The sequence below is a fragment of the Paraburkholderia caffeinilytica genome (assembly GCF_051027425.1).
GTDB classification, from domain to species: domain Bacteria; phylum Pseudomonadota; class Gammaproteobacteria; order Burkholderiales; family Burkholderiaceae; genus Paraburkholderia; species Paraburkholderia caffeinilytica_A.
Genome location: NZ_CP186553.1, coordinates 794,049 through 815,959, shown reverse-complemented (window position 1 = coordinate 815,959; position 21,911 = coordinate 794,049). Strand labels below are relative to the sequence as shown.

Annotated in this window: 22 protein-coding genes; 9 read left to right on the top strand and 13 right to left on the bottom strand. The window is 61.9% G+C overall.

Features of this window, described 5'->3' with window-relative positions:
- Positions 1-3: 3 nt before the first annotated feature.
- Positions 4-1,239, bottom strand: a complete 1,236-nt coding sequence (locus ACOSV0_RS24230; protein WP_434114420.1) for a YbfB/YjiJ family MFS transporter — start codon at positions 1,237-1,239, stop codon at positions 4-6.
- 258 nt (positions 1,240-1,497) lie between these two features.
- Between ACOSV0_RS24230 and ACOSV0_RS24225 the strand changes: the two genes are divergently transcribed.
- The 3 genes from ACOSV0_RS24225 (at position 1,498) to ACOSV0_RS24215 (ending at position 3,609) form a co-directional block, all read left to right on the top strand.
- A complete protein-coding gene (locus tag ACOSV0_RS24225; RefSeq protein WP_434114418.1) occupies positions 1,498-2,163 on the top strand; it encodes a nitroreductase family protein in 666 nt (221 codons plus the stop codon).
- Positions 2,164-2,290: 127 nt separating this feature from the next.
- Complete coding sequence (locus tag ACOSV0_RS24220) at positions 2,291-2,770, top strand: hypothetical protein (protein WP_434114417.1); 480 nt, start codon at positions 2,291-2,293, stop codon at positions 2,768-2,770.
- Between the two features lie 11 nt (positions 2,771-2,781).
- Complete coding sequence (locus tag ACOSV0_RS24215; protein ID WP_434114415.1) at positions 2,782-3,609, top strand: hypothetical protein; 828 nt, start codon at positions 2,782-2,784, stop codon at positions 3,607-3,609.
- A 114-nt stretch (positions 3,610-3,723) separates the two neighbouring features.
- Here ACOSV0_RS24215 and ACOSV0_RS24210 read toward each other — a convergent pair whose 3' ends face one another.
- From ACOSV0_RS24210 to ACOSV0_RS24190, 5 genes are all read right to left on the bottom strand, one after another.
- The gene (locus tag ACOSV0_RS24210; RefSeq protein WP_434114413.1) at positions 3,724-4,422 is read right to left on the bottom strand and encodes a 4'-phosphopantetheinyl transferase family protein; all 699 of its coding nucleotides are present in this window, start codon (positions 4,420-4,422) and stop codon (positions 3,724-3,726) included.
- 153 nt (positions 4,423-4,575) lie between these two features.
- A complete protein-coding gene (locus tag ACOSV0_RS24205; RefSeq protein ID WP_434114412.1) occupies positions 4,576-5,922 on the bottom strand; it encodes an MFS transporter in 1,347 nt (448 codons plus the stop codon).
- Between the two features lie 78 nt (positions 5,923-6,000).
- Complete coding sequence (locus ACOSV0_RS24200; protein WP_434114410.1) at positions 6,001-7,425, bottom strand: FAD-binding oxidoreductase; 1,425 nt, start codon at positions 7,423-7,425, stop codon at positions 6,001-6,003.
- A gap of 44 nt (positions 7,426-7,469) precedes the next feature.
- A complete protein-coding gene (locus tag ACOSV0_RS24195) occupies positions 7,470-8,354 on the bottom strand; it encodes a dihydrodipicolinate synthase family protein (protein ID WP_434114408.1) in 885 nt (294 codons plus the stop codon).
- Between the two features lie 200 nt (positions 8,355-8,554).
- Positions 8,555-9,250: a GntR family transcriptional regulator gene (locus tag ACOSV0_RS24190; RefSeq protein ID WP_434114407.1), complete on the bottom strand. Its 696-nt coding sequence runs from the start codon at positions 9,248-9,250 to the stop codon at positions 8,555-8,557.
- A 228-nt stretch (positions 9,251-9,478) separates the two neighbouring features.
- Between ACOSV0_RS24190 and ACOSV0_RS24185 the strand changes: the two genes are divergently transcribed.
- Together ACOSV0_RS24185 and ACOSV0_RS24180 are read left to right on the top strand one after the other, a co-directional pair.
- Positions 9,479-10,294: a DinB family protein gene (locus ACOSV0_RS24185; protein ID WP_434114405.1), complete on the top strand. Its 816-nt coding sequence runs from the start codon at positions 9,479-9,481 to the stop codon at positions 10,292-10,294.
- 39 nt (positions 10,295-10,333) lie between these two features.
- Positions 10,334-11,065: a CTP synthase C-terminal region-related (seleno)protein gene (locus tag ACOSV0_RS24180; RefSeq protein WP_434114403.1), complete on the top strand. Its 732-nt coding sequence runs from the start codon at positions 10,334-10,336 to the stop codon at positions 11,063-11,065.
- On the opposite strand, the gene ACOSV0_RS24175 is transcribed toward ACOSV0_RS24180, so the two are convergent.
- Positions 10,998-11,609: an NUDIX domain-containing protein gene (locus ACOSV0_RS24175; protein WP_434114401.1), complete on the bottom strand. Its 612-nt coding sequence runs from the start codon at positions 11,607-11,609 to the stop codon at positions 10,998-11,000. The two genes, ACOSV0_RS24180 and ACOSV0_RS24175, sit on opposite strands and share 68 nt — an antisense overlap.
- Before the next feature lie 79 nt (positions 11,610-11,688).
- Here ACOSV0_RS24175 and ACOSV0_RS24170 point away from each other — a divergent pair, with 79 nt between their 5' ends.
- The gene (locus ACOSV0_RS24170; protein ID WP_434116108.1) at positions 11,689-12,444 is read left to right on the top strand and encodes a DeoR/GlpR family DNA-binding transcription regulator; all 756 of its coding nucleotides are present in this window, start codon (positions 11,689-11,691) and stop codon (positions 12,442-12,444) included.
- Positions 12,445-12,486: 42 nt separating this feature from the next.
- Here the strand turns inward: ACOSV0_RS24170 and ACOSV0_RS24165 are convergent, their stop codons facing one another.
- From ACOSV0_RS24165 to ACOSV0_RS24155, 3 genes are all read right to left on the bottom strand, one after another.
- Positions 12,487-12,723, bottom strand: coding sequence for a DUF2783 domain-containing protein (locus ACOSV0_RS24165; protein ID WP_434114399.1), 237 nt, complete (start codon positions 12,721-12,723; stop codon positions 12,487-12,489).
- A gap of 130 nt (positions 12,724-12,853) precedes the next feature.
- Positions 12,854-14,563, bottom strand: coding sequence for an FAD-dependent oxidoreductase (locus tag ACOSV0_RS24160; RefSeq protein WP_434114397.1), 1,710 nt, complete (start codon positions 14,561-14,563; stop codon positions 12,854-12,856).
- Between the two features lie 57 nt (positions 14,564-14,620).
- Positions 14,621-15,580: an MBL fold metallo-hydrolase gene (locus ACOSV0_RS24155; protein WP_434114395.1), complete on the bottom strand. Its 960-nt coding sequence runs from the start codon at positions 15,578-15,580 to the stop codon at positions 14,621-14,623.
- Positions 15,581-15,863: 283 nt separating this feature from the next.
- On the opposite strand from ACOSV0_RS24155, the gene ACOSV0_RS24150 reads away from it, so the two are divergent.
- From ACOSV0_RS24150 to ACOSV0_RS24140, 3 genes are all read left to right on the top strand, one after another.
- Complete coding sequence (locus tag ACOSV0_RS24150; RefSeq protein WP_434114393.1) at positions 15,864-16,721, top strand: IclR family transcriptional regulator; 858 nt, start codon at positions 15,864-15,866, stop codon at positions 16,719-16,721.
- Positions 16,718-17,626, top strand: a complete 909-nt coding sequence (locus ACOSV0_RS24145) for an IclR family transcriptional regulator (RefSeq protein WP_434114391.1) — start codon at positions 16,718-16,720, stop codon at positions 17,624-17,626. Before ACOSV0_RS24150 ends, ACOSV0_RS24145 begins: the two co-directional genes overlap by 4 nt.
- Before the next feature lie 277 nt (positions 17,627-17,903).
- Positions 17,904-18,941, top strand: a complete 1,038-nt coding sequence (locus tag ACOSV0_RS24140) for a MerR family transcriptional regulator (RefSeq protein WP_434114389.1) — start codon at positions 17,904-17,906, stop codon at positions 18,939-18,941.
- 52 nt (positions 18,942-18,993) lie between these two features.
- Here ACOSV0_RS24140 and ACOSV0_RS24135 read toward each other — a convergent pair whose 3' ends face one another.
- The 3 genes from ACOSV0_RS24135 to ACOSV0_RS24125 all read right to left on the bottom strand — a co-directional run bounded on the left by ACOSV0_RS24135 (position 18,994) and on the right by ACOSV0_RS24125 (position 21,903).
- Positions 18,994-19,857 carry a MurR/RpiR family transcriptional regulator gene (locus tag ACOSV0_RS24135; protein WP_434114387.1) on the bottom strand — a complete coding sequence of 288 codons (864 nt, stop codon included), beginning with the start codon at positions 19,855-19,857 and terminating at the stop codon, positions 18,994-18,996.
- A 93-nt stretch (positions 19,858-19,950) separates the two neighbouring features.
- Positions 19,951-21,033, bottom strand: a complete 1,083-nt coding sequence (locus ACOSV0_RS24130; protein WP_434114385.1) for an ABC transporter ATP-binding protein — start codon at positions 21,031-21,033, stop codon at positions 19,951-19,953.
- A 96-nt stretch (positions 21,034-21,129) separates the two neighbouring features.
- A complete protein-coding gene (locus ACOSV0_RS24125; RefSeq protein ID WP_434114383.1) occupies positions 21,130-21,903 on the bottom strand; it encodes an SDR family oxidoreductase in 774 nt (257 codons plus the stop codon).
- Positions 21,904-21,911: the final 8 nt, after the last annotated feature.

Below are 21,911 nucleotides of genomic sequence, written 5' to 3'. Positions count from 1 at the left end.
GGCTCAGACTCCGCGTAACGGCTTCTGGCAAACCGCCAGCACTGCGCCGGCTGCTAGCAGCAACGCGGAATACACCAGCCCGCGCGCGAGGCCGGCGCCATCCGAAACCCAGCCGATCACCATCGGTCCGACGATCTGTCCGAACGCAAACACGATCGTGAATGCGCTGATGCCCTTGGCCCAGTGACTCACCGGCAGATTGTGGCGCACGAAAGCCGTGGTCGACGCAACGGCCGAAAGAAACGTCGCGCCGAACAGCACGCCGGAGACGAACGCCACCCATGGTTGCGTGAACAACGCGGGCAACAGCGTCGCCACCGCGAGCAAGGCGTTGAGTATCGCGAGCGCGTGGCCGCCACGCATGCGATCGAGCAAACCGGACCACAAGCGCGCGGATACCACCGTCGCCACGCCGAGCAGCAGATAGAAGCCCGTCACCACCACCGCGCTCATGCCCGCGTTGCGCAACAGCGCGACGATGAACGTCATGTAGCCGATATAGCCGACACCGAACAATCCATAGCCTGCCAACGCGGGGCTGAAACGCGGCCAGCGCGGCGCGTCGGCGGCATCGGATGCTCGCGCGGCCGAAGACCCGCTCGCGTGCACGCTTTCGATTTTCCTCGCGGCGCTAATCGCGATCGCGGAGAACACGGCGCACGCAACGGCCAGTGCGAACCACGCAAATTGCCAGCCATGCGGGACGTTGAAAATCGTCAGCGGCACCAGTACCGACGAAGCGACGATGCCCCATCCGGTCCCACCGTAGTACAAGCCGAGAACAAGCCCGGCATCGTGCGGTCTCGCCGATGCAAGCCGCGCCGCCAGCACGCCGCCGCTGATAAAGATCGCCGCGCTGCTCATACCGGTGATCACACGCAGCGCGAGTAGTGAATGCGTGTCGGCAAGCAGGCCGCTGATGGCCATCAGAAGCGCCGTGGCGACGCAGCCGGCGCCGAACAACGCACCGGTTGACCAGCGGCGCGCGAGCCGCGGAAAGGCGAGCGCGCCCAGCAAATAGCCAAGCGCGTTGGCGGTATTCATCGCGCCGGCTTGAGCGAAGCTCCAGCCGAGGTCGAGTTTCATCGACGGCAACAGCAATGCGTACGCGAAGCGGGCAAAGCCCAGCGCGATCGCACTGCCTAACGACAGGCCGGCGGCCAGCAACAAGGCGGGCAGGCGCTGCGCCGCTTCGGCGGAATGGGCGGTCGATGCGGCGTCGAGAGATTTTGTCGGCATTGGCTAGCGTGGGTAGACAAGGATGCGGCAGGCTGGCTGTGGCACTTCGTCATCATATCTGGGGGCGCCCCGAGTCGCTGACCGTTAGTTGCGGATTAGACGCCCGATGCTCGGCCGCAAGGCCTCCTGACCGCTCGCAGCCCATGCCACCCCGCGATGTAATGCTCTGTCCAATTCATTTTCTAAATGAGAATGATTTGCATTTACGTGCAAATTAGCTCATCATAAAGCCCATACCCTTAGCCGAACACTGAAATCATGAGCACGCTAGACATCAGCCGTCTTGAAACCGAAAGCGAACCTATAGCAGCGGCGGCGCCGGCCACCGCCCCGAGGTCCAAGGCTCCGGCCGCGTTTGACGTGCTGTTGTCGCGCCAGTCTCAATGGCCGCTCACCGAACCGGGTCCGGCCGATGCCGAACTCGATCTGATCTTCGACGCCGCCTTGCGCGCGCCCGATCACGGCAATCTGCGGCCGTGGCGCTTCGTCACGATCCGCGGCGACGCACGCGGCCATCTCGGCGATGTGCTGGTCGACCTTGCTTGCGCCCGCTCGCCCGGCGAGCCGCGCTCCGCGCACGCGCATCGGCGGCAGAAGGCTTACGCCGCGCCGCTCGTGATCGCGCTCGGTGCGGCACTCTCGGCCCATCCGAAGGTGCCGGAGATCGAACAACTGCTGTCGGTCGGCGCGGCCACGATGAACATGCTGAACGCGATCCACGCACTCGGCTACGGCGGTTTCTGGTCCACGGGACCGGACAGCTATGCAGCGGAACTGCACGACGCGTTGGGCTTCGCGCCGAACGAGCGGCTGCTTGGATTCCTCTTTGTCGGCACGTCCAAAAACCCCGGGCAAGAGACGGCGCGGCCGCCACGCAGCGGACATGTGCGCGAATGGCTGCCGCCGCAGCCGGCCAGAACTTGAAGCAAGAACCTGACGCGAACATCGCGTCATCGCCTATCCGTCGCACGCGACATGCGCTGGCCTGCGACGTGGCCTCACCCGATCAGGCCGGCGCGACTCATTGGACTGTGTCCATTCAGGAGCATCGATGAACTTCCGCTCTCAATACAATAGCCGCCCCGAACTGGTCGACGATCACGTCACGGATACCGCCGACGCGCCCGACCGCACGGTCCTGAGCGCGGTGCGCACCTGGCTGCGGCCGGCTTGTGAAACCGCGCGCAGCGGCGTGCACTGGCGCGACATCCTGAGCGGTGTGGGCTTGCGGCAGGACGGCATCGAACATTTCGATCTGCTGATGCGTTCGCTGATGCACGTGTCCTATCGTCCGCTCGACATGCGATGCCGCTGCGCCAGCGATCTCGGCAAAGACGAAGCCGTGATCCTGCAAACCATCGCGCTGCTGCAAAAAACGCACAGCGGCGCCGCGTTGCGGATGCTGAACGAATGGCTGCCGGCGCCGGCCGTCAGTGGCGTGTTGAAGCTGATCCGCTGGTTCGCCATCGATCTGCTCGACGCCGGTGTCGAACTCGACGTGCAGGCACGGCGCGTCACGTATATGCATTGAGGACCGAGCGTATGCCGTTGGAACTCGCTTATCCTGCGCCGTCGCATGTGCGTGACAACATCGACTCGCAGGCGGTGAATAACGCACAGACCTTGCAAAGCGATCACGCTGCTCGAGCCGCACATACCATCGTCAGCGCGGCTACGCCGGAATTCATCTCGCGGCCGCTGACGCGCCACTATCCGCGCAGCGTCGCCGCGCCACGCGTGGGTGAATTGCATCTATGGCGATTCCGCTGCGAATGGCTCCCGGTGCCCGTGCAGGAAGGCGAGGTGTGGTTGTCGAAAGTCGAGCGCGAGCGTGCACGGCTTCATCCGAACTCGGCGTTACGCAAGCGCTTCGTCAGCGCACGCGTGGTGACGCGCTGGATCGTCGCGAATCTGTTCGACTGCGATCCGCGTACCGTCGATTTGCAGGACGACGGCAACGAAAAACTCCACGCGCGTCATCCGCACGACGGCCGAGGCATCACGATCGATATCGCGTACGGTGGCATCTGGATCGTAATCGGCATTGCGTCGGCGGCGCTCGGTTTGAGCGTCGTGGTGCCTCAGCCGGTTGCGGTTCCCGACGACACATCGGAAGATTCACGCCAACGTGCGCGTTATGACAGCTTGTGCAACGCGTTGCGCTACGCACCCGTCGATATCGATCAGAATCTGCTGTCGAGCGATGCCACAGCCTGCGCGTTCGATCTCGCCGGGCATGGTTGCTGGCACGTGCTCGATCTGCCGATGTCGGGCAAGATCCGTGCGGCGGTTGCACTCGCGCAGCCGGTTACGCATGTGTATGCGTTTGGGTGGCCGAAGGCTTGTGTGTTCGGTGAATCGAACGCGTAGTGCGGCGCGTGTGCGGGACCGCGTTAAAGATCCAGTTCCGTCATTGCAAACCCGGCAAGGCTCAACGAACTGCGGTAGAACTGCGGTAGCACTGCCGAAACATTGCTTCTTCAATCATCCCGCGAACGTCTTCGTCGACCACGCCACGCATGCGGAATAGCCTTCCGGCGCCGCGATCCAGCGTGCAGCAATCTCGCGCATGTCATCTGGAATCTCATTGCGCAACGTCACCTCGGCGTTGTCGCGCGGCAGCACCGTCAGATGCTGCAAGCCACGCGTGATGCCTACACCTGTCGTCTTGACTAGCGCTTCTTTGGCGACCCATGCCTCGTAGAACGCAGCGAGTTGCTGCTCAATGTCAAGACGCTCGATCCACGCCGCTTCGCTTGCATCGAGCGTCAATGCCGCGATCGAATGCCAATCGAACTTGTCGCTGTGATGTTCGATATCCACCCCGACGCGCCGCTTCGGCGACATGGCGATGAGCCCATGTGCGCCCGCATGCGATACGTTGAAGTCGAGCGCGGTGGAATCGGCAAGATGAGGACGGTGGTTTGCATCGCTCGCGAACCGGATGGCGTGCGCCGCCATGCCAAGATGCCGCGCGAGTTGTTCGCGCAGCACCACGCGTACGGATGCAAAACGAAGCGCGTCTTCGTGGCGGCGAAAGTTGCGGGCTCTCGCGCGTTCGTCATCGCTAAGCGACTTAAAGGCAGCGCCGTCCAGCGACGCGTCAAAAGCAAAATCGACCCGCCACAAGAAAATGTCGGACGGGCCTTCATGCGGCAAAGGAACAGGTTCGATCGAATACATCGTGAAGGTTCGGACGTTAGACGCGCAGTCGCAAAGGGCTATGCGCGACTCTACCCGATATGACGTTCGAGCCGGTTCGATCTTTAGATGCGCGTCACTTCCTTCAGCATGCCGAATAGCAACGCAGCCTCATTTTGACCGCGCCACCGTGTATCAGATCTCCGCGCGCAACGGCTCTGCTGAATCTGCCACCCGGCGATCGGCCTGCGCGGGGCGCAGCATGGCGATCAGAAGCGCCGCCACAAGGCCGCTCGCCGCGAGCACATAAAGCCCCGCCGCGGCCGAGTGAAACGAAGCCTCCGCCGCGTTACGCGCGGTCGGCGCAAAGAAGCCGCCGAGATTGCCGACCGCGTTGATCACGGCGAAGCCCCCCGCCGCCGCCGTGCCGCCCAGATAAGCCGCTGGGAACGTCCAGAAGATCGGCTGCACGGTCATGATGCCCATCGTCACGAAACAGAGCGCCACGATCGCCCCGACGGGCCCCATGTTGGCCGAGACCGCAAGACCGCACGCAATCGAGAGCGCCGAGAGCACCGCAAAACCACGCCGGTGTCCGGTACGTACCGCGAAGCCGGGATAAAACGAGCCCGCCACAATGGCGCACGCCCATGGAATGGCCGAGATCAGCCCGACATGCAGACCTACTTTGACATGCAGAAGCGCGCTCACCTGGGTCGGCAGATAAAACGCCACGCCATAGCCTGCAATCTGGATCGAGAAGTAGAGGACCGCGAAATGCAGAAGCTTCGGATCGGCTAGCGCGGCACGGAAGCTCATCTTGCCGGTCTGCTGCTTCTGCCGATCCTCGGCGGCGAGGGCGCGCGCGAGCGCTTGCGCTTCTTCGCGCGGCATCCATTTCGCGTCTTCGGGACGGTTGCACAGGTAAAAATAAGCCCACACGCCCACCGCCGACGCCAGCAGTCCCTCGACAAGGAACATCAATTGCCAGCCATGCAGGCCGAACAGGCCGTCGAGCTCGAGCAGCATGCCCGACAGCGGACCGCCCAGCATCAGCGCGAGCGGCGAGCCGAAGTAGAAGAGCCCCATGATCTGTCCGCGCGCACGCGCCGGAAACCAGTACGTCATGTAGAGAACCGCACCGGGGAACAGCCCCGCCTCCGCCGCACCCAGAAAGAAGCGGATGAAAGAGAACAGCGAATCGCTCCTTGCATACGCCATGGTCGCCGAAATCAGCCCCCATGTGACCATGATGCGCGAGAGCCAGACGCGTGCGCCGACGCGATGCATCATCAGATTGCTGGGCACCTCGAAGAGCGCGTACGCAATGAAGAAAATGCCGGCGCCGAATGCGAATGCGGCATTGCTCACACCGGTCGACGCCTGATAGGCCTGCTGGGCAAAACCGATGTTCGCCCGGTCCAGATAGGCCAGCATGTACATCAGGATCAGAAACGGCACGAGCCGCCACTTGGCGCGCCTGATCGCGCGTTCCAGCAACGCCTCTTCGTCCCCGTTGACGGGGTGCAGGTTCGTCTCCATTTCGTCTCCTTGTTGTTCCCTTGACGGGATACGGCATCCGGTCTTGTGCCGGTCATCGTGGGCCGTGGTTCAGATCATTCAGATCACTTTGCCGGGATTGAGCAGGTTCTCCGGATCTAGTGCCGTTTTCAAACGGCGCATCAGTGCGAGCTCAGCTTCGCTGCGCGTGTAGGGTAGCCACGGCTTCTTGGTGATGCCGATGCCGTGTTCGGCTGAAATCGTTCCACCGAACTGCTGGACGAGACCGTAGACAATGGCGGTAATCTCTTCTTTCGGCTGCGGTGTGGCGCCGGGCACGCAGGCAACAATGTGCAAATTGCCGTCGCCGATGTGTCCGTAGAAGAGCGCGACCGCATCGGCAAAACGTGCGCGCAATGCCGCGAGACATGCTCTGACGTATTGGTCCATCACCGCGACCGGTAAGCCGATGTCGAACGGCTCGTGCGGTCCGAGCACCTGGGGAAATTCAGCGCAGGCATCGCGTACGCCCCAAAACGCCTGAACATCTGCAAGCGATTGAGCGAGCGCCGCGTCGGCGAGCACGCCTTCTTCCATCTGGCGCGTCAGCCAGGCTTCGAAGCGCGGGGTATCGAACGCCTCCTCCATCCCCTGGGCTTCGATCAGCACGTAGCAGGCATGCTCGCCGGGTAGCGGATTGCTCACGCCGGGCACGCGTTGTGTGACCGTACGCCAGTAATCCGGCCACATCACCTCGAATGCGGACAGGAGCGGACCCAAGCCGCGGCGCGCCGCGTTCAGCAACGCGACCAGCTTGTCGTAGCTTTCCACCGCGCACAGCGCCGCCATTGTGCAGCCAGGCTTGGGAGAGAGGCGCAGCACGACGCGCGTGATGATGCCGAGCGTCCCCTCACTACCGATGAACAGATGCTTGAGGTCATAGCCCGCATTGTTCTTCAGCATCTTGTTGAGGTTGGTGACCACGTTGCCGTCGGGGAGCACGACTTCGAGCCCCAGCACCATTTCACGCGCCATGCCGTAGCGGATCACCCGATTGCCACCCGCGTTGGTCGACAGATTGCCGCCGATCGCGCATGAGCCGCGCGCGCCGAGATCGAGTGGAATTAAGAAACCGGCGTCGTCCGCGGCCTGCTGCACGCTCTGCAATGGCGTACCCGCCTTGACCGTCATGGTTGCCGATGCAGGGTCGATCTCCTCGATCCCAACCATGCGTTCGAGGGACAGCGCCACCGCTCCTTCGATAGGCCGCGCGCCGCCGCACAGACCAGTCAATCCACCCTGCGGTACGACCGGCACGCGATACTGCGCGCAGATACGCATCGCGGCGGCCACGCCGTGCGTGTCGGCGGGACGCAGGACCGCGAGCGGCCGCTGCGGTGCGAGCGTGCTCCAGTCAAGTTCGTTGCGTGCGGGGATGTCGTCACCCGTTAGCACGGCGGCTGCGCCGAGGGCCTCGCGCAGCGCGGCGAACAGCGTCCCGGCCATATCGTCGGCCTGCTCGGGCAGGCAGATTTCGTGATCCATCGTGTCTTCCTCCTGGTCCTCACACGCCTGCTACTGCGCGAATTTCACACTGCTGCGCCGGATAGCAGTGCGCGCGGCAGCGCGGCCACAGCATGTGCATCAATGGCGACAAGCGGCGCCCGCACCCGGCGCCAGCCGTCGTTGCCCTGGCAAGCGGCCACCCACGCCTTGAGAAGCGGTACGAAGGACTGGCCTTCAACCGCCCGCAGCAGCTCCGTAATCACGCCGGAGTCCGGGTCTTGTGCACTGTCATAGGACGCGCGAATCTGCTCCGGCGCGATATTCGCGAGTCCGCAGATCGATCCGGCACCACCCGCTGCCCGTGCGCGTCCGATCGTATCTTCCGCGCCCACATAAACATTCAGGCCCGGATGATTGCGAATCAGCGCGAGCGAATGGTCGAGGTTCCCGCTACTGTCCTTGATGCCGTCGATCACGCTACCGTAGCGCTGGCGCAGCGTCGCGATGGATTCGTCGTCGAAGCCCACGCCGGACACCTGGGGAATGTGGTACAGAATGACGCGCAAGCGCGAATCGCCGACCGCGTCGATCACCTGTCCGATCGCTTCGGCAACGCCGGCGCTGCTGACACCCTTGAAGAAGAACGGCGGTAGTAGCAATACGCGGCGGCATCCTTGCGCAAGCGCATGCCGCGTCAGGGAGATCGCGTCGCCGAGTGCCGCCGCGCCCGTGCCGATCACCAGTTCGCTGCTTTCGATTCCCCGCGCGAGCAGTCCCTCGAGGGTAGCGCTGCGTTCATCCACGGTGAACGACGGACCTTCGCCTGTCGTGCCGAACAGCGTAATGCCGTGTAAGCCGCGCCGCAGCAGATCGGCCGAATGCTGCGCCAGCAATGCCACATCCACCCGGTTCGCCGCATCGAGCGGCGTCGTCACCGCCGCCAGCACGCCCTGCCCTTCAAAAGCCATGACTGTCTCCTCTCGTCATAGACGCTGGCGGCGCCAAGTCCGCCCTATCCGGTCAACATCGCCCTGGAGCGATCCAGTTACGCACCAACTGCCAACTGACATGTTAGTTAGAAATCGGAGAGGCGTCAAAGAAGAATTTGCAGGAAGGAGAACGGAGGGTATCGCGGACGTCCCGGTCGGTCTGGTCGGTCCGCGCTCTGCTAGCCGAAGTTACCCATCGAGCGTTGCCGTGCGTTCTCGATGTGCGTATTGAGCAGATCGACCGCCTTGTCCACATCACGCTCCTTGATGGCCGCGATCAGTTCGAGATGTTCCGTCATGGTCGGAACCACCACGTCGGGCTTCAGGACCACGTGTTCGAGGCGGATCAACCGGATGCGCAAACTGTTGACCCGGTAAATCTGCGACACGATTTCGTTGCCCATCGCATCGATCATCATGTCGTGCAAGCCCCAGTCGACTGTTTGCGCGTCGTTGAGAAGACGGTCGTCGATTTTCTTTGCCAGGGCCCGGCGCACGATATCTTTGTGCGCGCGCTCGATCTTGTCGAGGTCGGCGTCGGAAGCCGTACGGGTGAAATTCGCCACTGCCTCGCGCTCCAGCATGAGGCGCAGTTGGAACGCGTTGCGGATCAGCCGTAGATCGACATGACAGACCTGCAGGCCGCGGTTCGGCACGGTCTTGATCAACCCTTCGGCTTCAAGTCGCGGCACCATTTCACGAATCGCGCCGAGCGGCATATCCGTGAGAACCATCAACTCGCGCTGCGAGACGAATTGCCCAGGCCGGATATTGGCGTTCAGGATTTGCCGCGTGAAATTTTCATAAGCGACGAGGCGGAGAGACTTTCCCTGGCTTTCGTCGGACTCGGCTTTTATCGATCCCATTGTGCTCATTGCCGGTCTCGCGTACGTGTCGATTGCATCGCAACATGTTAGCACGTACTTATGCGGACTCTGGTGCGCAACGGAGCGGCCGACGGGCTGCGCTCGGGTTTTGACGAAGGTTAGCCCGCAGTGATATTGAGCACCGCTGACTGACGATCACGCGCGTAGGTACTTGACGCCTTTTTCCACGTAACGTATCGTTTTGATACGTTACTCGAACACCGAGTCAAGGATCGCATGCATTCCCGTTTCGACCGCTTCAGGGCCTCCTCACTCGGGCAACAGCTCGAGGCCATGATCGTTCAGTCCGAGCGCTACATCGAGTTTGCTGCGCTTTCGCGCGTCGGCGTTGCTGCGATCGCTGCGGTCACTGACGAGATCGCGCAGAAATTTCCAGAAGTCGAGCAGGACACAACGGCTCGTCAGTTCTGCGGCGCGATGGTCGCGGAAGTCATGCGACGGCACGGCCATGAGGTCGTCCAGCCGCGCGGACGCGTCGGCGGTTCGTGGTTCAGTTACGGAGCCGTATTCAGCCCAAACCCCATCAGGCTGGCGTGGCACGACATCATTAGCGAACTTGCGTCGATGCCGGACAAGCTCGCAGGGTTCGTCACCCTCACGCCCGAGAAGCTGTGGCGCCGGCGACCGTCCGGTACGGGGTTCGCGCTCGTCGAACATGCTTGCCACCTTCGGGATCTCGACGCGATCTTCGCGGCTCGCATCGGAGCCATCCTGTCGGCGCATCTTCCCGATATCGATTCGGTGGATGGAACGGCGCTCGCGAACAGCCGCAATTACGTTGAGCAGGACTTACGCGCCGCTGCCCGAGCCTTCGCAAAGGCTCGGCGACGTCTGTGCACGTCGCTTGAGAAACTGAAGCCCGAAGCGCTGACACGTTGCTGTCTGCGCGACGGCATTCGCCGCATGACGCTGGAAGAACTGGTGCGCGAGCTTCTGGACCATGACAGAACCCATTGTCTCGAACTCGACGAGCTTCGCGCGGAGTTGCACCTGATCCCCGACGGTAGCGAATCCCAGCGAACCACACCGTAGTTGCGTGCTACATGCAGGTCAATGAGGAGAGCAAAAGCGATGCAGAAGAAAGTGACCATCGGTCTGGTCGGCGACTATCACCACTCGGTGCCGGCTCACCAGGCTATTCCCCTTGCTTTGAAGCGGGCGGCGGAGACGACAGGGATCGACGTCGAATTTGAATGGATTCCCACCGTCGAAATCACTTCGGTTTCGCGTGTCTCTTCGTTCGATGGAATCTGGTGTGTTCCCGCGAGTCCCTATCAAAGCACGGAAGGTGCGCTGCTCGCCATCCGCCATGCCCGCGAGAAAGCAATCCCGTTTCTTGGTACATGCGGGGGATTTCAGCACGCTATCATCGAATACGCTCGCAACGTGCTCGGCTGGGCCGATGCCGAGCATGCGGAAACGGCACCGGACGCTACGCGTGCAGTCATTTCGCCACTTGAATGCGCGCTGGTTGAAACTGTCGATCGGGTTCGACTGTTTCCAGGTACTCGCATCGCTACTGCCTATGGGGTCGGCGAAACACTGGAGGGTTACCGTTGTCGCTATGGACTCAATCCCGAGTTCAGAACGTCGCTTGTTTCGGGCCCTTTGCGCGTTGCCGGAGACGATGAGGCGGGCGACGTACGCGTTGTCGAAATGGATGAACATCCGTTTTTTGTGGCGACGCTCTTTCAACCCGAGCGTGCAGCGCTCAGGGACCAGCCTGCGCCGATTGTTAGCGCGTTCGTAGAGGCATGCGCGATGAGGTCAGCTCACGCAGCGCAAGATGCTGCAAAAGCATGATGGTCTTCCCATCCACGATTTCGCCACGATCCACGGCCGCTAACGCATCGTCCAGCGCCAGTTCCATTACCTCAAGATCTTCCCCCTCGGCTTCAATGCCGCCGCCATCTCCGATGCGCGTCGTCGCATCATATTCAGCGACAAAGAAGTGGAGCTTCTCGGTCACTGACCCTGGGCTCATGTACGCCTCGAATATTTTCTGCACGCCGTGTACGCGATACCCCGTTTCCTCCTCTGCCTCGGCGCGGATGCGTTCCTCCGGCGACGCGTTATCGAGCAGACCCGCAGCAGCTTCTACCATCATCCCGTCGTGACCGTTAACGAACGCGGGCAACCGGAATTGCCGCGTCAATATCACCGTCCTTCTCATTCGATTAAATAGCAGGATCGTCGCGCCGTTGCCGCGATCGTATGTCTCCCGGGTTTGCCGCTGCCACGTGCCATCGCGTCGCAGGAAATCAAAGGTCGTCTTCTTCAACACGTACCAATCGTCGGATAGCACGGTCGTATCGATGATGCGTACTCGGTCTTGCGTTGCGATCATGAGTCGCTCCAATTTACGAAATGGGCACACTCATGATATCGTGCAAATTCGTGCAATATCAAGAAAAATCATGCAACCAATGTTGACGACTCAACGTAAGCAGACGATTCTCGAGTGGCTGGCCCGAGACGGGCAAGTGCTTGCAGGATCACTCGCGGTAACCTTCGGCGTCTCGGAGGACACGATACGACGCGACCTGCGGGAACTTGCTGCGGAAGGATTGCTGCAACGGGTTCACGGGGGAGCATTGCCTGCCTCGTCGGCCGTTGCCCCGTTTTCGGAAAGACGCTCGCTGGAGTCGTCCGGCAAGCGCGCAATCGGGATCGCTGCCGCGTCGATGATCTTGCCGGGCCAGATCGTCATCATTGACGGAGGAACGACGTCCGCCGAGCTTGTGAGGCATATCCCTCACTCTTTGTCGGCGACCGTCGTGACACATAGCCCGACGGTTGCGGTTGCGCTGGTCGATCATCCGTCAATCGACGTGATCATGATCGGCGGCAAGCTGTATAAGCATTCGATCGTGAATGTTGGCGCTGCGGCCATCGAAGCCATGTCGCATATTCACGCCGATCTTTACTTCATGGGCGTGACGGGTGTTCATCCTACGGCGGGACTGAGTACGGGCGATCTCGAAGAAGCCTATGTGAAACGCGCACTGGCTGCGCGGTCGGCCGAGACCGTCGTCCTGGCGTCGATGGAAAAGCTCAATTCAGCATCGGCCTACGCAATAGGCGACCTGACGCTTGCGCAGACGATAGTCGTCGAGGAATTGACCGACCCCGTGTTGGCAGAGGCGTTGAAGACTGCGGGCGTGAGCGTGGTCCGTGCGTGACGTCAGATCGGGAGCGGCCTGGCGAATAAAGTTAACACGTGGTCAGGCGGCCAGCGGACGAGCCTGCGCGCCTTGCCCCGGAACATCGGTCACGCCTTCGCGTGCGTGCTGCATCGCTTCGAGCAGCGTCGCGTGATCGCCGATATGGTTGGCGAGCAACAGGATCAGTTGCGCATTGGCTGACTGACTCTGCGCATCGTCCAGATCGCGATGCATGTCGATCAACGCCTCGTAGAAATCGTCGGGGCGTGCCAGGTTGGGTTGCGTGTTCAATGCCATATCTGTCTCCTGCTTTTTCTTTTACCGATGTGCCGCGTTTGCCGATCAGGCTGCGTGTGCCGCATATTGCGCACCTGTCGCGTTCATCGCGTTTTCGGCGTGTGCCAGCTTCGCTGCGTTTGCCCGGACTTCAGGCCGTACCGTCCACACACAACGCTCGCTTCAACGCGCCTTCAACAAAGCTCACGTCGAGTTGCCGAATGCGCGCGCAGACATGCTGGTCCGGGCGAATCAGATAGAACGTACCGGGTTTGCCGTCATAACGAGCAGCGGCAAGACCGTCGACGTCGTGCACCACAATCGCACCCGCAGCCGCAACGGCCTGCGCATCGCCACTCGTCACCACCACAAGCTTCAGCGGAATCGAACCGCTGCGCAAGGCATCCAACGCAGCTTGCGTCGCCTGATCGATTCCTTGCGAGCCGCAGAACAACACACCCGTGAATTGCTGACCGAGTTGCTGCAACAGCCACGCCGGTTGCCCCGCTGCATGAACCGGCGCATCGACACACGCTGCGCCCGGCACCATCAAACCTTCGAAGCTATCGCTGTCCGATGTATTCAGCGGAGAATCACGCAACACCGCCGGCACCGACAAGCGGCCGCTATTCGTCAACTGCCGCGCAAACGGATGACGCCGTGCGAGCTTCAGCACGGCATCGCGGAACACGCGGCTAACCGGACTCTTCGGCGTAATGAAATCGGTCGAGCGCGTGGAGTTGCGAATGTTTTCATCGGCAGCGAATTCGCGCTCGCTCGCATACGTGTCGAGCAACCCGTCAGACGCTTTGCCGTCGAGCACCATCGCCAGTTTCCACGCGAGGTTTTCCGCGTCCTGCACGCCGCTATTCGCGCCGCGCGCGCCAAACGGCGACACGCCATGGGCGGAATCGCCCGCGAACAACACATTGCCGTGCCGGAAACGATCCATGCGCAAACACGAAAACGTATAGACGCTGACCCATTCCAGCTCAAACTTCGCATCCGGTCCGAGCAACGCACGCACGCGTGGGATCACTCGCTCCGGCGTTTTTTCCAGCACCGGATCGGCGTCCCAGCCCAACTGAAAATCGATCCGCCACACGTTGTCCGGCTGACGATGCAACAGCACCGATTGATTCGGATGGAACGGCGGATCGAACCAGAACCAGCGCTCGGTCGGAAACTCCGCTTCCATTTTCACGTCGGCGATCAGGAAGCGGTCTTTGAACGTGACGCCGTGGCTGTCGAGTCCCATCAGATTGCGCATTGGACTGCGCGAGCCGTCGGCGGCCACCACATAGCGGCCGCGTAGCGGGTACTGACCGTTGGGTGTATCGACTGTCAGCGTCACACTCGCTTGAGCCGTACCCGGCGTGCCGCTCTGCTGCACGCCAACCACTTTGCTCTTCCAGCGGATCTCGAGATTCGGCATCTCCTGTGCGCGTTCGAGCAGAAAACCTTCGACGTAGTACTGCTGCAGATTGATGAACGCGGGCCGGTTGTGGCCCGCTTCCGGCTGCAGATTGAACGTGTACACCAGCTCATCTTTCAGGAACACCTTGCCGACATTCCAGCTAATGCCCTTATCCACCATTCGCTGCCCGCAGCCGAGCCGGTCGAAAATATCGAGCGAGCGCTTCGAGAAGCAGATCGCCCGCGAACCGGTGGACAACGAACAATCGTCGTCCACCAATACGACCGGCACGCCCTGCTGCGCGATATCGATTGCGGTAGCGAGGCCCACGGGCCCCGCGCCGACCACGATCACGGGATAGGCCTCCTGATCCGCACCGCTTTGCCCGCTTTGTTCGCGGCACGGTTTGTATTCGAACGACAGCGTCTGGTAGTTGATGCTCATCTTGTGTCTCCGTCCTTCCCTTCTCTGCTTGACGCTTTCCGGCGTTTCTGTGAGTTATCAGGCTTGCAACGCGTCCCACATTTCCTTGTCGCGCTGCGCGGTCCAGATGCGCGGATGCGTGATGCCGCTTGCTTCGTCGAAGGCACGCGAGACGTCGAACGGCAGGCAGTGTTCATAGATGAACACGTGGCCGAATTTCGGGTCCATGGCCTTGCGCGTGTGCGCCATTGCAGCCTTCAGGTCGAGCTTCTGTTCCACCGCTTCGCGGCCTTGTTGCAGCAGCGTGGTAACGAAGTCTTTCGTGTAATCGAGGCCCTTGTTGACGTCTTCCGGCGTGGTCAATGCAGGACCGCGGCCCGGCACCAGCTTGTCGGCCTTCAACGCGCGCAGCGCTTCAAGCGTGGCCGGCCATTGTTCGAGCTGCGCATCGCCGCAATAGCAGGCCGCGTCGTATTCGACCAGGTCGCCCGAGAACAGCACCTTCTGCGACGGCAGCCACACCACCGTATCGCCCTTCGTATGACCCGCGCCCAGATGCGCGATGCGCACTTCGAGCTTGCCGAGGAACAGCGTCATTTCTTTTTCGAACACGAGCGTCGGCCACGTCAGGCCCGGCACGGTTTCGACACCCGCAAAAAGACGCGGGAAGCGTTCAATCTCCGACTTCATGTCCTGCTCGCCGCGCTCGACGATCATCTCGTACGTGCCGCGGCTCGCGATCACCTGTTGCGCGCCTTCTTCGAAATACGCCGATGCGCCGAGCACGCGCACCGCGTGGTAATGCGACAGCACGACGTATTTGATCGGCTTGTCGGTGACGCTGCGAATCTTCGCGATGAGGTCTTGCGCCATGGCCGGCGTAGCGGTGGTGTCGACGATCAGCACGCCGTCGTCGCCGATGATCACGCCCGAGTTCGGATCGCCTTCAGCGGTGTAGGCGTAGGCGTTCTCGGATAGCTGGGTCCACGTGACTTTCTTGACTTCCAGGTCGGCCTGGGATGCGAATGCCTTTGCCATGCTTGTCTCCCTCAAAAGTTGGACGTGAGGCGAGACGCCGGCTGCGCGTTCGGTTTTCAGAGGCGCGGGCTGGCTGTATTGGGGGTTGTCTCGCCCCGTTTTGACTCTGTGACTGCACCGGTATGTCGGGGTGAATGCATCTTATGGCTGGGCCAGTTTATTTGTCAATAGCGAAATGTATCGCTATACACAAATCAAAGAGCACCTAAGATGAGGACAGGAATACGCCGCTTTCGGGCAGGGCATCGGCTAACATGGACCCTTTTTACGGACGAGCGCGGGTGTGAGCAAAGCAGCGAAATCGACCGCCGGCAAAGGCGCGGGCGGCAGCGAGACAGCGGATGGCGGCAAGACGCAGCGCGGGATTCAGAGCGTTGAAGTGGGCGGCCGCGTGTTGCTTGCGCTTGCGCAAGCGCGCAGCCCGCTCGCCTTGTCCAATCTCGCCGGCGCCGCACAGATCGCGCCGGGGCAGGCGCATGCTTATCTGGTGAGCCTGAGCCGCTTAGGTCTGATTAAACGTGACGAGCTGTCGGGTCGTTATGAACCGGGGCCGTTGTCGTTGCGGCTTGGGTTGATGCACCTGGAGAACCAGCCGGCGTTTCGCGCCGCCGTGCCGCGCGTGGCGGCTTTGGCCGAAGCGATCGGCTTCAGCGTCGCGATCTGCATTGCCGGGCCGCAAGGGCCGACCATCGTTCGCTATGAACATGCGGGTTTTCCGCTGCATGTGAATCTGCATGTGGGCACGGTGATGTCGCTACCGGCGACGTCGACGGGTCGCGTGTTTTGCGCTTACCTGCCGAGTGAGACGCTGGATGGGATGTGGGCGAATCAGTCGGGCTCGATGGATAGTGCAATGACACCGCCCGACGAACGTGCCGCGTTCGAAGCGACTTTGGACGCAATCCGTGCGCGCAAGTTGGAATGCAGCGTGGATGCGCCGAGTCCGGGCATCAGCAGTTTGAGCGCGCCGGTGCTCGATGCAGACGGCCGCTTGTGCCTCGCGTTGACCGTGATCGGCTCGACCGGCGCGATCGACGTTGCCGCCGATGGTCCGACAGCTCGCGCGCTGCTCGCGACAGCCCATGACATCAGCGCCGAATTGGCAGCCGCGCCCTCCTTGTTAGCTTCTTCCGCATCGTGACCGACTCTCTCGACCTCTCTTACGCTGCCTCCGGCGCTTCTGCTTCTGCCGTTTCTGCCGATGCGAAGCCGCAGCGCGGTATCCAGTCGCTCGATAGCACAGGCGAGTTGCTTGGCGCGCTGGTTGCGGCTGCGCGGCCATTGAGCCTGCGCGATCTTGCGGCCGCTGCGGGCATGCCGCCGGCCAAAGCGTTTCCGCATCTGGTGAGTCTGCTCAAAATCGGTTTGCTGAGCCGCGATGCTGCCGGTTGTTTCGAAGCCGGGCCGTTGGCGCTTGAGCTTGGGTTGATCGGCTTACAGCGTTTATCGCCGACGCGGGAAGCTGAGCCGGAAGTGGTCGAACTGGCGGCGTCGACGGGAATGAGCGTCGCGATGGCGGTGCTCGGGCCGCTCGGGCCGACCGTCGTGCGACTGGAGGAGTCCGCGCGGCCGCTGCATGTGAGCTTGCGGGTCGGCACGGTGATGTCGCTGGTGAATACGGCGATCGGGCGAGTGTTTGCCGCGTATGTCGCGGACGATGTGCGTCATGGTCTGCTGGCGCAGGATCATTTGCGGCTGGCGGGAGCTGAGGCGGGGGAGATTTTTGCAGGTGCGGGGGGAAGTCCAACGACCGTGGGTCGCAAAGACGCTGCACCACCACTACTTCAGTTGACAAAGACCTACGTACAGCGGCTCGCGCAAATCCGCGCCGACGGCATCGATACGGCATTGAGCCGACCGGTACCGGGCATCGACACGCTGGCCGCGCCGGTACTCGACCATACCGGCAGCATCTGCCTCGTACTCGCCGTAATGGGGCCAAGCGGCAGCTTCGATAGCGAGCTCACGGGCGACCCCGCGCAGACTTTGCGCGCAGCAACCCTGAGGTTGTCGCGGCGGTTTGGGTGGATGGCGACGGCGTCTTGAAGCCGCAGAGGAAATTGCTACTGACATCTGTTAGATAGGCTTCCAGGGTATCGGACTGCTAAGCCGTCGGCAACTCAAGGCTTGAGCGAGCCGAAGTCATCTCAACAAGACGCGCACCATCTCGTAATCGGTTTCAGAGAAAACAGACCGTTTGTAATCGTTTTGCGAGCCAAGTAATCGAAACGATGAAAGAAATGCCGCCCTGTAACTATCCGCTTGACTCGGCCCCAAGGGCCAACTCCACGATGTGAGTGCTCAACAAACCAGGAGGTGACTCATGCGTTGTTCCACTCCATTTCTAAGTGCTTCCGAAGCGGCGAGACAGCTCGGCGTCTCGACCAAGGCGCTGCGACTCTACGAACAGCGAGGCCTGGTGACGCCGGCACGCACAGCCTCCGGATATCGCACCTATGGTCCCGACGAGATGCATCGCGCGGCGGAGATCGTAGCCCTGCGCGCGCTTGGCCTCAGCCTCGCGCAAGTGGCGCAGGTGTTGAAAGGCGACCCTCAGAGTCTTGAACCCGCCTTGGCTAACCACGAGGCGACGCTTGAAGCCGAAATTCGCCAGCTCGTGGATACGATAGCCAAGATCAAGGGACTTCGGTCCGATCTCGCCCGAGGTCATGTGCCTGCCGACGGAGAACTGGCGCGCCTGCTCAACCCTTCCGCTGGAATCAGCACGGCCTTCGATCTTCCCTGGCCTTGGGGCGGCGAACGGTTCGAGCTTCGCAACATCCGAGCGCTGAACTACATCATCGGCCCTTTGGGAAGCGGCAAGACACGGCTGGCGAAATGCCTGGCCGAGAATCTACCGAATGCCGTTTTCCTCGGCCTTGAGCGGCTCAACGGTGGACATGCCGAGACCGTCATCCGCCTTGAAGCGGACGAAGCGCTCAAATCACGCGTTGATCAAACTCTGGCGTGGCTCATCGGAGAAGGCGCAGCGGAATCGGAAGACTTAATCACCCTGCTTGTCGAATTGGAATCTGAAGGGCCGGCGGCCCTCGTCGTCGATATGGTGGAGCAAGGGCTGGATCAGGCCACACAGGAAGCATTGATCATCCATCTCCGCCGACGCGCCAAAGTAGGTGGACGTCTGCTGTTTCTGATGACGCGCTCTTCAGCGATCCTGGATCTGGCGGCAATCGGCCCTGATGAATCGATTATTCTGTGCCCAGCCAATCACAGCCCGCCTACCCTCGTCGCGTCCTATCCCGGCACGCCAGGATATGAGGCCGTTGCGACCTGTCTAGCCTCGCCGGAAGTTCGAGCGCGGACCGCGGGCATGATCGCCTGGCGTCCTCAAGCAGCGTGATGGTTTAAGAAGTGTTCGTCGCAGGGCTGTTGAAGCGGGCCATTGTGCGAGGTCAATCCCCCGCCGCTTCCGGCTCATGCGACGACAACCTCGCCTTCGCATGCCGCATCTTTTCGAGCGTCTTGGGCCCAGCCTTCAACGCGACGCCGATAGCCAGCGCATCCATGATGCACAGATGCACGAGCCGCGACACGCCTGGCGTATTCGGGTCGATCGGGCTCGGCACGCGCAGCAGCAGCGGAATATCGACCAGCCACGCCAACCGCGAGCCCACATTCGTCAACGCGATCGTCGTCGCGCCCCGTTCCTTGGCGATCTGAATGCTTTCGTTCACCTCGACGCTGCGGCCCGAATGCGAAATCGCAAATGCCACATCGCCCGGCTCCATCAGCCCCGCGTAAAGCCGTTGCAAATGACCGTCGGTAAACGCCGTAGCCGCGATATCGAGCCGCAAAAACCGTAAAGCCGCATCTTGCGCGACGAGTCCCGAACCCGACCCAACGCCAAAGAAGAAAACCCGCCCCGCGCTCGACAACGCCGCAATCGCGCTCTCAAACACCGCCGGATCCAACGCACCGCACGCATGCGTGATGCCGTCGACCGCCGCTTCACCGACCTTGTCCATCAACGTCTGCACGTCGTCATCACGCGCCACCGCCGTCGACGCATACGGCAACCCGCCCGCCACGCTCTGCGCCAATTGCATCTTGAAGTCGCGCAGACCATGCGCGCCGATCGCGCGGCAGAAGCGCGTGACGGAAGGCTCGGACACGTCCGCGCGCTGCGCGAGTTCGGTGATGCTCGCGCGCATCGCAAAGTCGACGTCGCTCAGCACCATCTCGGCAACTTTGCGCTCGGCGGGCCGCAAATTGGCCAGCGCGCCGCGGATGTGGGGAATCAAGTTCGGTGCGGACACCCGGTGTTCCTTAAGGGTTAGATGAATCCGCGTCGCGTCGCAGCTTCAGTCGGCTTGAATCAGCTTGATCGGTCTCAAGCGGCAACACGCGGTTCAGATCAGCCTGCGTCCACTCTCCGTATCGAACAGGTGAATATGCCCGGCCGGCAGGCGCAGCGTCACGCGTTGACCGGGCTCGACTTTCGAGCGCTGGCGAGTCGTCACACACCACGTGCTGCCGCCTATTTTCCCGTACAAATGCGTTTCGGCGCCAGTCGGCTCGACCACTTCGACTTCCATCGTCGCGTCCGGATTGTCGGTCATGGTTTCAATGTGCTCGGGACGCACGCCGAGCGTAACCTTGGCGCCGGCAACAGCGGAAGCAGGCGCACCTTCCAGCACGATCTCGCCACCGTCCGTGAGTTTCAACGCGAAACCTTGCCCGTCCGTGCGATTGACCAACACGCCTTCAGCAAAATTCATCGACGGCGAACCGAGGAAGCTCGCGACGAACAGATTCGCGGGACGGTCGTACAGGTCGAGCGGACGGCCAACCTGCTCGATCCGACCCGCGTTCATCACGACGATGCGGTCAGCCATCGTCATCGCTTCGATCTGATCGTGCGTGACGTAGATCACCGTATTCTTCAGACGCTGATGCAGCGCCTTGATTTCCGTGCGCATCTGCACGCGCAATTTCGCGTCGAGATTGGACAGCGGTTCGTCGAACAGAAACAGCGATGGCTCGCGCACTACCGCTCGGCCCATCGCCACCCGCTGACGTTGGCCACCGGAAAGCGCACGCGGCAAGCGATCCAGATAACCGCCGAGGTTCAGCATCTTCGCGGCGGCCTCGATCCGCGGCTTGAAACTCGCGGACGATTCCTTGCGAATCCGCGGCCCGAACGCGATGTTTTCATAGACCGACAGATGCGGATAAAGCGCGTAGCTCTGGAACACCATCGAGATATTGCGCTGCTGCGGCGCCAGCGTATTTGCACGCGTGCCGCCGATCATCAGATCGCCGCCGCTGATTTCTTCGAGCCCCGCCACCATGCGCATCAGCGTGCTTTTGCCGCAACCCGACGGGCCGACCAGCACGACGAACTCGCCGTCGTCGATGTGGAGATCGATGCCGTGCACCACTTGCGTGTCGCCATAGCGTTTGAAGATGCCGCTCAGTTGCACTGCTGCCATGCTGTCCTCATCGTCGTGCTGTCATGCGAACGTGTCGCCCTGTTTCATTAAGCAAGGAACACGCCGCGCTATCCGGTCAAAGCCGCTCAAAACGATTCAAAGCGATTCGAGAGTCAGTTCTTCCGCCATCAAACGGTTGCCGGCCATCAACCCACCGTCGACCGGTAACGCGACGCCGGTAATCACACGCGCCATCGGCGACGCGAGGAATTGCACCGCATCGGCGATGTCGTCGGGCGTCGCGAAGTCACGCAACGGGTACCACTTCTTCAGATCCTCGAAGACCTGCGGATTCTTGTCGACGCGCGCCTGCCACGCCTGCGTCTTCACCGTGCCGGGACAGACGATGTTCGCGCGGATGCCGTAACGGCCCAGTTCGATCGCCAGCGCTTTGGTGTAGCTGATGAGGCCGGCCTTCGCCGCGCTATACGCAGGATGCCCAAGCGCAGCCATGCCGTTCACCGAGCCGATCAGCACCAGCACACCCTTCTGCCGCTCGATCATCGACGCGCGCACCGCTTCCACCGTGTGATACGTGCCGTTCAGATTCAGATGAATGTCGCGCTGCCAGCTGGCGGCGTCGGTCGTGGCGAGCGTCATGCCCTTGGCGGCGCCCGCGTTGGCGACCAGCACGTCCACCGGACCACGCGCCTTCACTGCTTCGGCAACCGCTTGCTGCACCGCGGCAGCGTCGCCGAGGTCGACCGCGATTGGCGTGACATGCGTGGCGCCCAACTGCACCGTCAATCCGCTCAGCGCGACGGCGTCGATATCGAGCGCCAGCACGGTGTCGCCCTGCTCCACGAAACGCTTGCACAGCACGCTGCCGATACCGCCGCACGCGCCCGTTACCAACACCACACGATTCATGTCCGTCC